Here is a 13,678-nt window from a genome sequence, read left to right on the forward strand (position 1 = left end):
GGTCACCGCGCGGCAGCCGCGGACGCGGACGACGTGGCGTCGGCACCCGTGAACACCGACACCGCCGCCCTCGCCGCCGCCTCCACCAGCGAAACCCCCTTCGCCTGCGTCGAGTTGCCCTTGGACAGCACGGCCACCAGATAGTCGTGCCCGTCCACCGTCACCCGCCCGACGCTGTTGATGTCCCACAGCCCGGTCGTGCTGCGCGGCAGCCACCCGTTCTTCAGCGCCCAACCGACCCCGTCGGCCGCCGCCGAGACACCCCAGTGCTGGTCGGCCTCTATCTGTCCCATCAGCCCCTGAAGATACGACCGCGAGGCCTCGCTGAGCTCCGAGTCGTCCCCGAACACCTGCTGGAGCAGGGTGAGTTGGTCGGCCGCGGTGGTCTGGGTCAGCCCCCACAGCGCCCCGTCACCGCCCTCGGTGCCGGTCAGCCCGAACTTCTCGTTCGCGGCGTCGAGCCCGGACGCCTTCCCGATGATGTCCCACAGCGCGGACGCCGAGGCGTTGTCGCTGTTCTCGATCATCCTGGTGGCGTATGCCTTCTCCTGCGCGCTCAGCTCCGTGCCCGCCGCCTGGTGCTGGAGCAGCAGCGTCGCCAGGATGTCGACCTTCACGATGCTCGCCGTGTCGAAGGCGCCGTCGCCGTACACCGCGCTGTCGCCCGACTCCAGGTCGAGCACCGCCACCGACACCTTCTGCTCGCCCGTCACGCCCACCGACTTCATGGCGTCGGCCAGCTGCTCGTCGAGATCCACCACAGGCTCCGCCACAACCGCCTCCTGAGTCGTGGTCGCCGACGAGGGCGAGACCGACGGCGTCGCCGCCGACGATACGGCGCGGCTTCCGGTGTGCGCCTGCGCCTTCACGTACACGGTCCCGCCGGCCGTGGCACCGACGATGGCGACGGAGGCGAGCGCGGTGTACGTCAAAGGCCGCCCGGGGAACCTGCGGACGCGGCGTATGGCGGCTCTGGAGGACTCCATGCCGCCGATGGTCGGGCCGCCGACTGTGCGGGCCGTTAGGCGGACGTTAGAGCTGTGTCAGCGAACTCTGAGAAACCCGTGAAATCCGTCACGAGCGGGTTTCCGGGCCCGCACAACCGCAGCAGCAAGCCCCCTATAGGGTCGGTGACCGTGGCGAACAAGAACATTCCCGACCCCGGCTTCTCCGACGACGACGGCTCCGCCGATCCCCGGCTGAGCGCGGCGCTCGCGGCCTGGGCCGAGGACCGTGCCGCCGTGGGCCCCGTCCTGGAGGCGCTGAAGGGGGCCCGGCTGCTCGTCCCCGTGGTGGCCGTGCTCGGCGAGGTCGAGGAGGACGAGAACGGGCTGCGCCGCGAGAAGACCAGCGACATGGCCGTCCCCACCCTCAAGGCCGGTTCCCGCGTCGCGCTGCCGGCCTTCACGTCCACGGAGTCGCTGGCCCGCTGGGACCCCGAGGCCCGCCCCGTCGCCGTACCCCTGCACCAGGCGCTGCAGGCCGCGGCGCACGAGAAGGCCGACACGGTCGTACTGGATCTGGCCGGTCCGGTGCCCTTCGAGCTGACCGGCTCGGCACTGCTCGCGCTCGCCGAGGGCCGCGCGAGCGCCGACCCGCTGGCCGACCCGGCGGTCATCGACGCCGTACGAGACGCGGTGGCCGCCGAACCCGCCGTCCTGCGTGCCCACCTCGGCCCGGGACAGGCCGACGGCACCCTGGCCCTCGCGCTGGACCCCGGGACCCGGCCCGCGGATGCCGCTCGTGCCGTCGCCGAGCGCATCGCCGCCGACGAGACGCTGAGGGCCCGCCTGGTGCACGGCCTCGACCTGGCGGTGCTGCCGGCCGGGGCCACGCCGCCGGGCGAGCCCTTGTACGTACGCGGGTCGAACTAGCCGTAGACCGGGCCGGTGTACTTCTCACCGGGGCCCTGGCCCGGCTCGTCCGGGACCAGGGACGCCTCGCGGAACGCCAGCTGGAGGGACTTCAGGCCGTCCCGCAGCGGGGCCGCGTGGAAGGAGCTGATCTCGGTCGCGGACGCGTCCAGAAGGCCGGCCAGAGCCGTCACCAGCTTGCGGGCCTCGTCCAGGTCCTTGTACTTGTCGCCCTCCTCGGTCAGGCCGAGCTTCACGGCGGCGGCGCTCATCAGGTTGACGGCGACCGTGACGATCACCTCGACGGCGGGGACCTCGGCGATGTCGCGGGTCATCTCGTCGAAGTCGGGGGAGTCAGCAGACGCGGGAGGGGTGTCACTCATGTCCCACACGATAGGGCCCGGTGCAGGCGGGTTCGCACCACCCCCTGGATGCTGCTAACCTTGTGTGACGACCGGCCGGACATTCATATGCCCGGCCCACAAGTGGAGGCTCCGATCTCCCACCCGACCGCCCTCCGGGACGGCGGGTCACCCCGGTCAGGCGGCCACCATCGTTCCGTACGGACGATGGAGTCGCCCGAAAGCGCGCCCCGCGTCACGCGGCGGTGCTCCGGCAGTGTTTTGGAGCCCCGTCTGTGATCGTCCGGGGCATTTTTTGTGCTTCGGCGCGGTTAGGTCTTAAGAAAAGACATACGCGGCTGTCCGCCGGACCGCCGTGTGGTGCTAACCGAGGAGGATCCATCAGCGCCGAGCCCCGCATCAACGACCGGATTCGCGTTCCCGAGGTGCGACTTGTCGGTCCCAGTGGCGAGCAGGTGGGCATCGTCCCGCTGGCCAAGGCACTGGAGCTTGCGCAGGAGTACGACCTGGACCTGGTCGAGGTCGCGGCGAACGCCCGTCCGCCCGTGTGCAAGCTCATGGACTACGGGAAGTTCAAGTACGAGTCGGCCATGAAGGCCCGTGAGGCGCGCAAGAACCAGGCGCACACGGTCATCAAGGAGATGAAGCTCCGGCCGAAGATCGACCCGCACGACTATGACACCAAGAAGGGTCACGTCGTCCGGTTCCTCAAGCAGGGCGACAAGGTCAAGATCACGATCATGTTCCGTGGTCGCGAGCAGTCCCGGCCCGAGCTGGGCTACCGACTGCTGCAGCGGCTCGCCTCGGACGTCGAGGACCTCGGGTTCATCGAGTCGAACCCGAAGCAGGACGGCCGAAACATGATCATGGTTCTCGGCCCGCACAAGAAGAAGACCGAGGCGATGGCCGAGGCCCGCCAGGCGCAGGAAGCCCGCAAGGCGGACGCGAAGGCCAACCCCGGCAAGTCGCAGAACGCCGCGGAGTCCGAGCACGACGAGGACATCGACGACGTCGTGGAGTCCGAGGCGCCTGCCGAGGCTTCCGCCGAGGCGTGACCCCCGGGGACGCGAGTCCCCAGGACGTAACCGATACAACAGCGACGTTCCACCGTGCCCGGTTTCACGACCGGGCACCGGAACGCCACCGACGAGGAGAGAACGGCGCTATGCCGAAGAACAAGTCGCACAGCGGTGCCAGCAAGCGCTTCAAGATCACCGGCTCCGGCAAGGTGCTCCGCGAGCGTGCCGGCAAGCGCCACTACCTCGAGCACAAGCCGTCGACACTGACGCGCCGCCTCACCGGCAACGCCGAGATGGCCCCGGGCGACGCCAAGAAGATCAAGAAGCTTCTCGGCAAGTGAGGGCGGGCGCCCAGCGCCTGAAGCACCTCAAAGACCGGGACCCAATCGTTTCCGGGCCGTGTGAGTCCAACCACGGCCCCGCTACAAGGAGTTAACAAGTGGCACGCGTCAAGCGGGCAGTCAACGCCCACAAGAAGCGCCGGGCGATCCTCGAGGCGGCCTCCGGCTACCGCGGTCAGCGTTCGCGCCTGTACCGCAAGGCCAAGGAGCAGGTCACCCACTCGCTGGTCTACAACTACAACGACCGCAAGAAGCGCAAGGGTGACTTCCGCCAGCTGTGGATCCAGCGCATCAACGCCGCTGCCCGCGCCAACGGCATCACGTACAACCGCTTCATCCAGGGTCTGAAGGCCGCGAACATCGAGGTCGACCGCAAGATCCTGGCCGAGCTGGCCGTGAACGACGCCACCGCGTTCGCCGCGCTGGTCGAGGTCGCGCAGAAGGCCCTGCCGGCGGACGTGAACGCCCCCAAGGCTGCGTGACGCCGCGCTTGGCCCAGGCCGACGTGACTGAGTGGACCCGCAGGCTGTGAAGCCTGCGGGTCCACTGTTTCCCGAACACTTTCCGAAGGTGAAGAGCATGGCCCCCGTCACCCCCGAGCTGATCTCCCCCCGTTCCCCCCGCGTCTCCGCCGCCCGGCGGCTCGCCCGGCGGAACTTCCGGGGGAAGGAGCGGCTGTTTCTGGCCGAGGGGCCGCAGGCCGTGCGGGAGGCCGCCGGGCAGGGGCTCGTCGAGCTGTTCGCCACCGTCGAGGCCGCGGAGCGGTACGCCGACATCGTTGGCGAGGCCCGGGCCGTCGGGGCCCGTGTGCACCTCGCCGCCGAGGACGTCATCGCCGACATCTCCACCACCGTCACGCCTCAGGGGCTCGTCGGGGTCTGCCGGTTTCTCGACACCCCCTTCGAGGAGATCCTCGCCGCCCGGCCGAAGCTCGTCGCCGTGCTCGCCAACGTCCGGGATCCGGGGAACGCCGGCACCGTCCTGCGGTGCGCCGACGCCGCCGGCGCCGAGGCCGTCGTACTGACCGACGCGTCCGTCGATCTCTACAACCCCAAGGCCGTACGGGCCTCCGTGGGCTCCCTGTTCCACCTGCCCGTCGCCGTCGGTGTGCCCGTGGAGGAGGCCGTCGAGGGGCTCAGGCGGGCCGGGGTGCGCATCCTCGCCGCCGACGGGGCCGGGACCGACGACCTCGACGACGAGCTCGACCAGGGCACCATGGGCGGGCCGACCGCCTGGGTGTTCGGGAACGAGGCCTGGGGGCTCCCGGAGGAGACCCGCGCACTCGCGGACGCCGTGGTGCGCGTCCCGATCCACGGGAAGGCCGAGAGCCTGAACCTCGCCACCGCCGCCGCCGTATGTCTCTATGCGTCGGCCCGTGCACAGCGCGCCCCCGGAGGGTGCCGCTCCGTCACCCAGAACCAGTAGGGTGACCAGCTCGGGGGCCCCTCAGACGCCTGAGAGGTGGGGTACGGGGATGAGTGTCGGCACGAGGAGCGCGCAGGGCGTGCCCGGGGCCCGGGCCGGTGGTCCCGCAGAGCTCGGCATCGACCCCGACCAGCTGCCCGACGGCCTCGTCGTCGCGGACGAGCAGGGCCGGGTGATCTGCTTCAACGCGGCCGCGGCCCGGATCACCGCCCTCCCCGCCGAGGACGCCCTCGGACAGCGGCTGGAAAAAGCCCTCCCATTAGAGGACCTGGAGGGGCGGCGCTGGTGGCAGCTGACCGATCCGTACGGCGGCCTCGCCATCCGCAGGCGACAGCCCGAGCGGAACCTCCTGCTGCCGGGTGGCCGAGAGGTCCTCGTCGCCGCGCAGTACGTGCGTGCCGAGCCCACCGGACCCGTCCGCCGAGTCGTCGTCACCCTCCGCGACACCGAGGCCCGCCGCCGCACCGAGCGCAGCCACGCCGAGCTGATCGCCACCGTGGCCCATGAGCTCAGGTCCCCGCTCACCTCCGTCAAGGGCTTCACCGCGACTCTCCTCGCCAAGTGGGAGAGGTTCACCGACGACCAGAAGCGGCTGATGCTGGAGACCGTCGACGCGGACGCCGACCGGGTCACCCGGCTCATCGCCGAGCTGCTGGACATCTCCCGCATCGACTCAGGGCGCCTTGAGGTGCGCCGCCAGCCCGTCGACATCGGCGCCGCCGTCGGACGCCACATCCAGGCCTACGTCGCCGCCGGTCTCGCCGCCGACCGCTTCCTGCTCCGCCTGGAACAGCCGCTGCCCATGCTGTGGGCCGACCCCGACAAGATCGACCAGGTGCTCAGCAACCTGCTCGAAAATGCGGTGCGGCACGGCGAGGGAACCGTCACGATTGACATCACGCCCACGGCGTCCCCCCGAGAAGGGGAGGACACCGGCACGTCGGTCACGGTGAGCGACGAGGGTGCCGGCATCCCGGAGGAGTCCATGAACCGCGTCTTCACCCGCTTCTGGCGGGGCAGCAAGCGCGGTGGCACCGGCCTCGGGCTCTACATCGTCAAGGGCATCGTCGAAGCCCACGGCGGCACCATCACGGTCGGCCGCGGCCCCCAGGGCGGCGCCGAGTTCCGATTTACGTTGCCCGTGAGCGCTCCGGCCTATCTGACCTGAGCGCCCGCGGGCACATGCGTACATCCCCACCCCGTTAGACTCGGCCTTTGGCACCCATGTGTCCCATGGACGGCCCTCTGACCTCTGAGTGAGTCGGTGACGGGGACCTTCAGCCAGCCAATCGGAAGCACGGGAAGAGATGTCGGCACCGAACAAGTCGTACGACCCTGTAGAGGTCGAGGCCCTGAAACCGGAAGAGATCGAGCGCATGCGGGACGAGGCGCTCGCCGCCTTCGCCGCCGCGGACTCCCTCGACGCGCTCCAGGAGGCCAAGGTCGCCCACACCGGCGGCGCCTCCGCGCTGGCCCTGGCCAACCGCGAGATCGGCGCCCTGCCCCCGCACGCCAAGGCCGCCGCGGGCAAGCTCGTCGGCCAGGCCCGGGGCGCGGTGAACAAGGCCCTCGCCGGACGCCAGGCCGAGCTGGAGGCCGAGCGCGACGCGCGCGTGCTGGTCGAGGAGGCGGTGGACGTCACGCTGCCCCACGACCGGGTACCGGCCGGCGCCCGCCACCCGCTCACCACCCTCTCCGAGCGCATCGAGGACGTCTTCGTGGCCATGGGCTACGAGGTCGCCGAGGGCCCCCAGGTCGAGGCGGAGTGGTTCAACTTCGACGCGCTCAACATCGGCCCGGACCACCCGGCCCGCGGTGAGCAGGACACCTTCTTCGTCGAGGGCCCCCAGGGCGGCACCGAGTCCGGTGTCGTGCTGCGCACCCACACCTCGCCCGTGCAGATCCGCTCGCTGCTCTCCCGTGAGCTGCCGGTGTACGTGATCTGCCCCGGTGTCGTCTACCGCACCGACGAGCTGGACGCCACGCACACCCCGGTCTTCCGCCAGGTCGAGCTGCTGGCCGTCGACGAGGGCCTCACCATGGCCGACCTCAAGGGCACCCTGGACCACATGGTCCAGGCCCTGTTCGGCGAGGGCATGAAGACCCGGCTGCGCCCGAACTTCTTCCCCTTCACCGAGCCGTCCGCCGAGATGGACATGGTGTGCTACGTCTGCCGCGGCGAGTCCGTCGGCAACCCCGACCGCCCCTGCCGCACCTGCTCCTCCGAGGGCTGGATCGAGCTGGGCGGCTGCGGAATGGTCAACCCCAAGGTGCTGACCGCCTGTGGCGTCGACCCGCAGAAGTACAGCGGCTTCGCCTTCGGGTTCGGCATCGAGCGGATGCTGATGTTCCGCCACAACGTCGAGGACATGCGAGACATGGTCGAGGGTGACGTCCGGTTCACCCGGCCGTTCGGGATGGAGATCTGATGCGGGTCCCGCTTTCTTGGCTGCGGGAGTACGTCGACCTGCCGGCGACCGAAACCGGCCGTGACGTCCAGGCCAAGCTCATTTCGGCCGGTCTCGAGGTCGAGTCCGTCGAGCACCTCGGCGCCGACCTCAAGGGCCCCCTGGTCGTCGGCCAGGTGCTGACCATCGAGGAGCTGGAGGGCTTCAAGAAGCCGATCCGCTTCTGCACGGTGGACGTCGGCCAGGCCAACGGCACCGGTGAGCCCCAGGAGATCGTCTGCGGCGCCCGTAACTTCGCCGTCGGCGACAAGGTCGTCGTGGTCCTCCCGGGTGCCACGCTGCCCGGCGGTTTCTCCATCTCCGCCCGCAAGACCTACGGCAAGACCTCCCACGGCATGATCTGCTCCGGCGACGAGCTGGGCATGGGCGACGACGGCAGCCACGGCATCATCGTGCTGCCGCCGGAGACCGAGGTCGGCAAGGACGCCATCGAGCTCCTGGAGCTGGTCGACGAGGTCCTGGACATCGCCGTCACCGCCAACCGCGGCGACTGCCTGTCCATCCGGGGCGTGGCCCGCGAGGCCGCCATCGCCTACGGCCTGCCGCTCAGCGACCCGGCCCTGCTCGACGTGCCGGGCCCGAACGCCTACGGCTACCCGGTCCAGGTCTCCGACCCGCTCGGCTGCGACCGCTTCACCGCGCGCACCGTCACCGGTCTGAGCCCCGACGCCCGCTCGCCGCTCTGGCTCCAGCGCCGGCTCCAGAAGGTCGGCATGCGTCCGATCTCGCTCGCCGTCGACGTCACCAACTACGTGATGATGGAGCTCGGTCAGCCGCTGCACGCCTACGACCGCTCCCTGGTCCAGGGCACCATCGGGGTGCGCCGGGCGGCCGAGGGCGAGCAGATCAAGACCCTCGACGGCGTCGAGCGCAAGCTGCACGCCGAGGACCTGGTCATCACCGACGAGCGGGGCCCGATCGGCCTCGCGGGCGTGATGGGCGGCGCCAACACCGAGATCGCCGATCACACCGAGGCCGAGGGCACGACCGACGTCGTCATCGAGGCCGCCCACTTCGACGCCGTCTCCATCGCGCGTACGGCCCGCCGCCACAAGCTGTCCTCCGAGGCGTCCCGGCGCTTCGAGCGCGGTGTCGACCCGGCGGCCGCCGCGGCTGCCGCACAGCGCACGGTCGACCTGCTGGTCCTCCTCGCGGGCGGCACCGCCGAGGCCGGTGTCACCGAGGTCGTCGCCCCGTCGGCCCCGCACACCATCAGCGTCCCCGCGGATCACCCCGACAAGGTCGCCGGTGTCTCCTACGGCCGCGAGACCGTCGTACGGCGTCTCCAGGAGGTCGGCTGCGACGTGTACGGGCAGGACGAGCTGATCGTCACCGTGCCGTCCTGGCGTCCCGACCTTCAGGAGATCAACGACCTGGCCGAAGAGGTCATCCGTCTGGAGGGCTACGAGAACCTGCCCTCCACGCTGCCGAGGCCCCCCGCAGGGCGCGGTCTGACCCACCGCCAGCGGCTGCACCGCCGGGTGGGCCGGGTCCTCGCCGGTGCCGGGTACGTCGAGGCACCGAACTACCCCTTCGTCGGCGAGCAGGTCTTCGACCAGCTGCTGCTGGACGCGGACGACCCGAAGCGCCGGGTCGTCAGGCTGACCAACCCGCTCAGCGACGAGGAGCCCGCACTCCGCACGTCACTGCTGCCGGGCCTGTTCGGTGCGCTGCGGCGCAACGACGGGCGGGGTTCGCACGATCTGGCGCTGTTCGAGACGGGGCTGGTCTTCCTGCCGCGTGCGGAGCAGCGGGTCGCCTCGGTGCTGCCGGTGGACCGACGGCCCACCGACGAGGAGATCGCCGAGCTGGACGCCGCGCTGCCCGAGCAGCCGCGCCACGTTGCCGTGGTGCTCGCCGGTGCGCGGGAGCAGGCCGGCTGGTGGGGCGGTGGCCGTCCGGCCGGTTGGGCCGACGCGGTGGAGGCGGCACGGGTCGTCGCTCGCGAGACCGGGGCCGAACTGGTCGTCCGCGGTGGCCAGTACGGGCCGTGGCACCCGGGCCGGTGCGCCGAGCTCCTGGTCGGGGACACCGTCGTAGGACATGCCGGTGAGCTGCACCCGCGCGTGGTGAAGGCCTTCGGGCTGCCCGCGCGGACCTCTGCGATGGAGCTGGACCTGGACGTCCTGGAGACAGCCGGCGACGACACCCCGCAGGCGCCGAGCATCTCCACGTTCCCGGTGGCCACGCAGGATGTCGCGCTGGTCGTGGACAAGTTCGTGCCGCACGCCGAGGTCGAGGCCGCGCTGCGTGAAGGTGCGGGGGAACTCCTTGAAGGCATCCGGCTGTTCGACGTCTACGAGAACGAGGAGCAGCTCGGCGACGGCAAGAAGTCGCTGGCGTACGCGCTGCGGTTCCGGGCGGGTGACCGGACGCTGACGGTGGATGAGGCCTCGGCGGCCCGGGATGCGGCCATTGCCCTGGCGGGGGAGCGGGTGGGAGCGGCTCTCCGTAGTTAGCCGCGGCGCCGGTCACCTCACTCAATAGGGTGAGTTCACCCGGCGATCTGGCCCTTTCGGCCCATGCGGTCGACAGAATCGGACCGGCCTTTCGAGGCCGGTCCGATTGCGTGTGCAGGGCCTAGTTGGGGGGCCATCGGCATGATGTGCTTCAAGGCTGCGGTTCCCCGGGTGGGGTCGTTGCGCCGGGTGCTCTCGTGGGGGCTGCCCACCGTGTGGGGTACCGTCGCGATCACGTACAAGCTGACCTGCCCGCTCGCGCAGCAGAACGGCCTCGGCGCGCGGGTCGTCACCAGTGCCGTGTTCTTCGCCGTGGGCACCGGGCTGATAATCCATGTCCGGCGCGCACTGCTGCGTGAACTCCGGCAGGCCCGCGAGGTCGCGGGTGCCGCGCAGAGCGTGTTGCTACGGCCGTTGCCCCCGCGGATCGACGGGCTCACCGTCGCCGCGGCCCAGCTGTCCGCCGACCGTGGTGCCAGCATCGGCGGCGACCTGTACGAGGCCGTCGCCACCGAACACGGCGTACGGGTCGTCATGGGCGACGTCCGGGGCCATGGCCTCGCCGCCATCGGTACGGCCGCCGCGGTCCTCGGCAGCTTCCGCGAGGCCGTCCATGACGAGCCCGAACTCGAGGGCGTGCTGCGCAGACTGGACCGCGCGCTCGCCCGCCACCTGCGCGAACGTGCCGAACGGGACGGCATGGACACCGAGGAGTTCGCCACCGTACTGCTGCTGGAGATCGGGCGGGACGGCAGGCTGCACGGCCTCAACTGTGGGCACCCATGGCCGTACTTACTCAGCGGCCCGCGTGTGGAGCCCCTGTCCTGCGCGGATCCCTTACCCCCTCTCGGCCTGTTCCCCCTGCCCGGTGAAGTGCCGGTACTGGAGTGCGGTCAGCTGCTCCCGGGGGAGACTCTGGTGCTGCACACGGACGGCGTCGAGGACGCGAGGGACGGCCGTGGCCGGTTCTTTTCGCTGCCCGAAGCACTGGGCAAGGCGTGGGAGGCTCCTCCACAGTCTGTGCTGGGCACGGTCTTCACCGCGCTCCTCGGCCACACGGCCGGCACCCCGAAGGACGACGTGGCCTTACTGGTCCTGAGAAACGACCGTCAACCGCAGCCCGCTCACGGGGCTCGGGGCGCGCGACCAGCCACAACGCACCTCACCTGAACCCCGGTCGAGCCCACGGCCAGGCCACCGCACTGTACGAGGGGGAGCCGGCGGCCCGGCCGGCCTCTTGCGAGGCATTTCAGTCAACCGGCTGGGCACTCTCCGCAACAGTGCGCACACGCTGCGGATTCGGGCACTCCGTTCACACCCCGTGCGAAGACGAACGCACTACTCTGTCCGCACCGAGCCACCCGGGGGGCATATATGCAGCCCAACACTCTGCTCGACGCGATCCTCGACGAAGCCGGGATCTCGCACGCGGGGCTTGCCGCACACGTGAACCAGGCCGGGAGGGCACGCGGCCTCGCGCTCAGGTACGAACACACCGCCGTGGCGCGGTGGTTGAAGGGGCAGCGCCCCCGCGGCCAGGTGCCCGACCTGATCTGCGAGGTGCTCGCCGGCCGGCTCCAACGCCCCGTCACTCTCGACGACATCGGCCTCGGCGTCCCCGGTGAGCCCTCCACCCCGCACGGCACCTCCCTGTCCGGCTTCGTCGAGCGGGCCACCGCCCTGTGGCGCTCCGACGAACAGCAGCGCCCGCACATCCTGGGCGCCCCCGCGGTCACCGGCACCCCCGCCGTCATGCCCGTGTGGGAGTGGGAGAACCCGCCCGAGGACGTCGACGTCTCCCGCGGCGGCCGGCACCGGGTCACCCGCGCCGACATCGAGATGCTCCGCGCGGCCCGCACCCACTACGAGCAGATGTACCGCAAGGCCGGTGGCATCGCGACCCGCACCCGGATCGTCGGCTTCCTCAACGCCGAGGCCGCCCCGCTGCTGCGCGGCAGCTACACCGACGAGACGGGCCGCCAACTGCACCGCGCCACCGGAGGGTTGGTGGCCGTCGCCGGGATCTGCGCCTACGACTCCGACGCCCACGGTCTCGCCCAGCGCTACTTCCACCAGGCCCTCAGGCTCGCCAAGGCCAGCGGCGACCGCGGACTCGGCGCGTACGTGATCGCGCTGCTGGTCAACCAGTCCCTGTTCATGCGGGAGTACCGTCAGGCCGTCGCCTTCGCCGAGGCCGCCCTCAGGGCCGCGGGCAAGCACATCACCCCGGCGCTCGCCTGCGACCTCTACGCGATGCAGGCCAAGGCGTACGCCCACCTCGGCGACGGCACGACCGCGCTGTCCTGCATCCGGCGGGCCGAGCAGGCCGCCGAACGCATCCGGCGCGGATACGAGCCCGACGAGACCGGCTATGTCCAGCCGGGCCTCGTCAACGTCCAGGTGGCGGAGGCGCTCCTCAGCCTCGGCGAGCTCGCGGCGGCCGCCGCGCACGCCGCGGCCGCCGTCGACAACCCCGCCCACGACCGCGGCCGGGTCCACCGGCTCGGCATGCTCAGCACGATCGAACTGCGCCAGGGCAACGCCGACAAGGCGGTGGCCACCGCGGTACAGATGGCCGAACAGGCACGGGGCATGGAGTCCCAGCGCCTGCGCGACAGACTCCGGGTGGTACGCGAACACCTGGTGCGCAGCGGCTGCGCCGGCACGGCGGAGGCGGCCGAACTGATCGACGGGGCGCTGCGCGTACCGTTGTAGACGGGCGCACGACGACCGGCACCCCACAGTCCCTGCTGCGATATTGCCACTTACTCGACGGAAGGTGGCAGAACCGTGCAGTGGACGAAACAGAACGAACAAACTGTGTATGAAAACCGCTGGTTCAGCGTCAATCTCGCTGATGTCGAGCTGCCGGACGGGCGGCATCTCGACCACTTCCTGATACGGCTGAGGCCCGTCGCCGTGGCCACGGTGGTGAACGAGGCCAACGAGGTCCTGCTGCTGTGGCGCCACCGTTTCATCACCGACAGCTGGGGGTGGGAACTCGCCGCGGGCGTGGTCGAGGACGGCGAGGACATCGCCGTCGCGGCCGCCAGGGAGCTCGAGGAAGAGACCGGCTGGCGGCCGGGACCGCTCCAGCACCTCATGAGCGTGGAGCCCTCCAACGGACTCACCGACGCCCGGCACCACATCTACTGGGCCGAGGAGGGCGAGTACGTCGGGCACCCCGTGGACGACTTCGAGTCCGACCGCCGGGAATGGGTCCCCCTCAAGCTCGTTCCCGACATGGTCGCCCGTGGGGAGGTCCCGGCCGCCAACATGGCGGCCGCGTTACTCCTGTTGCACCATCTGAGGCTCGGTCAGGACACCTAGGGCCTGCCCGGCGGATCATGCCGGGCTCGCGGGCTCGGCTCGGCCGGTCCGCACTGTTTCTTCCAGCCGGCCTGATCCACCGGACAGACCCTAGCCCTGATCCCCCACCCGAGTGTCCCGAGGCCTCAGCGGCCCAGGGCCTGCCAGATCGCCACGATGAGTGCGCCCACGGCGGTGATCGCCGCGACCGCGGGAAGCGGCCAGCGGGCGTGCTCCAGGGCGATGATCCGTGCGCTCAGATCGTCGATCTCCTTGTCCGTCTCCTCCGTACGATGACTGAGCAGAGCGAGGCCTCCCTCGACGCGTGCGTACGCGACATCGAGGCGGCGCCGTAACTCTGCGAGTTCTCCATGGACCACGGGATGCTCCGGGTCGGCGGTCACGAGTCCGCTCCTTTCCGTAGTCGTCACATCCCTTGCAT

Annotated in this window: 14 protein-coding genes; 11 read left to right on the forward strand and 3 right to left on the reverse strand. The window is 70.7% G+C overall.

The annotated features are described in order from the left end of the window. Positions 1-2: 2 nt before the first annotated feature. On the reverse strand, positions 3-986 hold the full coding sequence (locus AB0D34_RS10930) for a serine hydrolase (RefSeq protein WP_362659729.1): 984 nt from the start codon (positions 984-986) through the stop codon (positions 3-5). Positions 987-1,136: 150 nt separating this feature from the next. Here AB0D34_RS10930 and AB0D34_RS10935 point away from each other — a divergent pair, with 150 nt between their 5' ends. Further along, positions 1,137-1,874, forward strand: coding sequence for an SseB family protein (locus tag AB0D34_RS10935; protein WP_362659732.1), 738 nt, complete (start codon positions 1,137-1,139; stop codon positions 1,872-1,874). Here AB0D34_RS10935 and AB0D34_RS10940 read toward each other — a convergent pair. After that, positions 1,871-2,236: a DUF1844 domain-containing protein gene (locus tag AB0D34_RS10940; protein ID WP_362659735.1), complete on the reverse strand. Its 366-nt coding sequence runs from the start codon at positions 2,234-2,236 to the stop codon at positions 1,871-1,873. The genes AB0D34_RS10935 and AB0D34_RS10940 overlap by 4 nt on opposite strands. Before the next feature lie 359 nt (positions 2,237-2,595). Here AB0D34_RS10940 and infC point away from each other — a divergent pair, with 359 nt between their 5' ends. The 10 genes from infC to AB0D34_RS10990 all read left to right on the forward strand — a co-directional run bounded on the left by infC (position 2,596) and on the right by AB0D34_RS10990 (position 13,257). Next, entirely contained in the window at positions 2,596-3,270 is a 675-nt protein-coding gene (gene infC, locus AB0D34_RS10945) for a translation initiation factor IF-3 (RefSeq protein WP_362660121.1), read from the forward strand. A 110-nt stretch (positions 3,271-3,380) separates the two neighbouring features. Next, positions 3,381-3,575 (forward strand): 50S ribosomal protein L35, encoded by a 195-nt coding sequence (gene rpmI, locus AB0D34_RS10950; protein WP_234762671.1) that lies wholly within the window; start codon positions 3,381-3,383, stop codon positions 3,573-3,575. 98 nt (positions 3,576-3,673) lie between these two features. Further along, positions 3,674-4,057 carry a 50S ribosomal protein L20 gene (rplT, locus tag AB0D34_RS10955; protein WP_007380809.1) on the forward strand — a complete coding sequence of 128 codons (384 nt, stop codon included), beginning with the start codon at positions 3,674-3,676 and terminating at the stop codon, positions 4,055-4,057. A 97-nt stretch (positions 4,058-4,154) separates the two neighbouring features. Next, positions 4,155-5,000, forward strand: coding sequence for an RNA methyltransferase (locus tag AB0D34_RS10960; protein WP_362659738.1), 846 nt, complete (start codon positions 4,155-4,157; stop codon positions 4,998-5,000). A gap of 49 nt (positions 5,001-5,049) precedes the next feature. Next, positions 5,050-6,168, forward strand: a complete 1,119-nt coding sequence (locus AB0D34_RS10965; protein ID WP_362659741.1) for an ATP-binding protein — start codon at positions 5,050-5,052, stop codon at positions 6,166-6,168. 139 nt (positions 6,169-6,307) lie between these two features. Continuing rightward, entirely contained in the window at positions 6,308-7,429 is a 1,122-nt protein-coding gene (pheS, locus tag AB0D34_RS10970) for a phenylalanine--tRNA ligase subunit alpha (RefSeq protein ID WP_362659744.1), read from the forward strand. Further along, positions 7,429-9,927, forward strand: coding sequence for a phenylalanine--tRNA ligase subunit beta (gene pheT / locus AB0D34_RS10975; RefSeq protein WP_362659747.1), 2,499 nt, complete (start codon positions 7,429-7,431; stop codon positions 9,925-9,927). The genes pheS and pheT overlap by 1 nt, the downstream gene beginning before the upstream one ends. A gap of 144 nt (positions 9,928-10,071) precedes the next feature. Next, complete coding sequence (locus tag AB0D34_RS10980) at positions 10,072-11,097, forward strand: PP2C family protein-serine/threonine phosphatase (RefSeq protein ID WP_362660123.1); 1,026 nt, start codon at positions 10,072-10,074, stop codon at positions 11,095-11,097. A gap of 204 nt (positions 11,098-11,301) precedes the next feature. Continuing rightward, a complete protein-coding gene (locus AB0D34_RS10985) occupies positions 11,302-12,642 on the forward strand; it encodes a transcriptional regulator (protein WP_362659750.1) in 1,341 nt (446 codons plus the stop codon). A gap of 75 nt (positions 12,643-12,717) precedes the next feature. Further along, positions 12,718-13,257, forward strand: a complete 540-nt coding sequence (locus tag AB0D34_RS10990) for an NUDIX hydrolase (protein WP_362659753.1) — start codon at positions 12,718-12,720, stop codon at positions 13,255-13,257. Between the two features lie 125 nt (positions 13,258-13,382). Here the strand turns inward: AB0D34_RS10990 and AB0D34_RS10995 are convergent, their stop codons facing one another. Beyond that, positions 13,383-13,640 carry a hypothetical protein gene (locus tag AB0D34_RS10995; protein WP_362659756.1) on the reverse strand — a complete coding sequence of 86 codons (258 nt, stop codon included), beginning with the start codon at positions 13,638-13,640 and terminating at the stop codon, positions 13,383-13,385. Between the last annotated feature and the right edge of the window lie 38 nt (positions 13,641-13,678).

This window comes from Streptomyces sp. NPDC048420, assembly GCF_040651535.1.
In the GTDB taxonomy this organism is placed as follows: Bacteria; Actinomycetota; Actinomycetes; order Streptomycetales; family Streptomycetaceae; genus Streptomyces.

Coding starts and splice junctions, on each gene's coding strand:
- AB0D34_RS10980 (WP_362660123.1), top strand. CDS start 10,072: ATGTGCTTCAAGGCTGCGGTTCCCCGGGTGGGGTCGTTGCGCCGGGTG.
- AB0D34_RS10930 (WP_362659729.1), bottom strand. CDS start 986: ATGGAGTCCTCCAGAGCCGCCATACGCCGCGTCCGCAGGTTCCCCGGG.
- pheS (WP_362659744.1), top strand. CDS start 6,308: ATGTCGGCACCGAACAAGTCGTACGACCCTGTAGAGGTCGAGGCCCTG.
- rpmI (WP_234762671.1), top strand. CDS start 3,381: ATGCCGAAGAACAAGTCGCACAGCGGTGCCAGCAAGCGCTTCAAGATC.
- AB0D34_RS10985 (WP_362659750.1), top strand. CDS start 11,302: ATGCAGCCCAACACTCTGCTCGACGCGATCCTCGACGAAGCCGGGATC.
- AB0D34_RS10965 (WP_362659741.1), top strand. CDS start 5,050: ATGAGTGTCGGCACGAGGAGCGCGCAGGGCGTGCCCGGGGCCCGGGCC.
- pheT (WP_362659747.1), top strand. CDS start 7,429: ATGCGGGTCCCGCTTTCTTGGCTGCGGGAGTACGTCGACCTGCCGGCG.
- AB0D34_RS10960 (WP_362659738.1), top strand. CDS start 4,155: ATGGCCCCCGTCACCCCCGAGCTGATCTCCCCCCGTTCCCCCCGCGTC.
- AB0D34_RS10940 (WP_362659735.1), bottom strand. CDS start 2,236: ATGAGTGACACCCCTCCCGCGTCTGCTGACTCCCCCGACTTCGACGAG.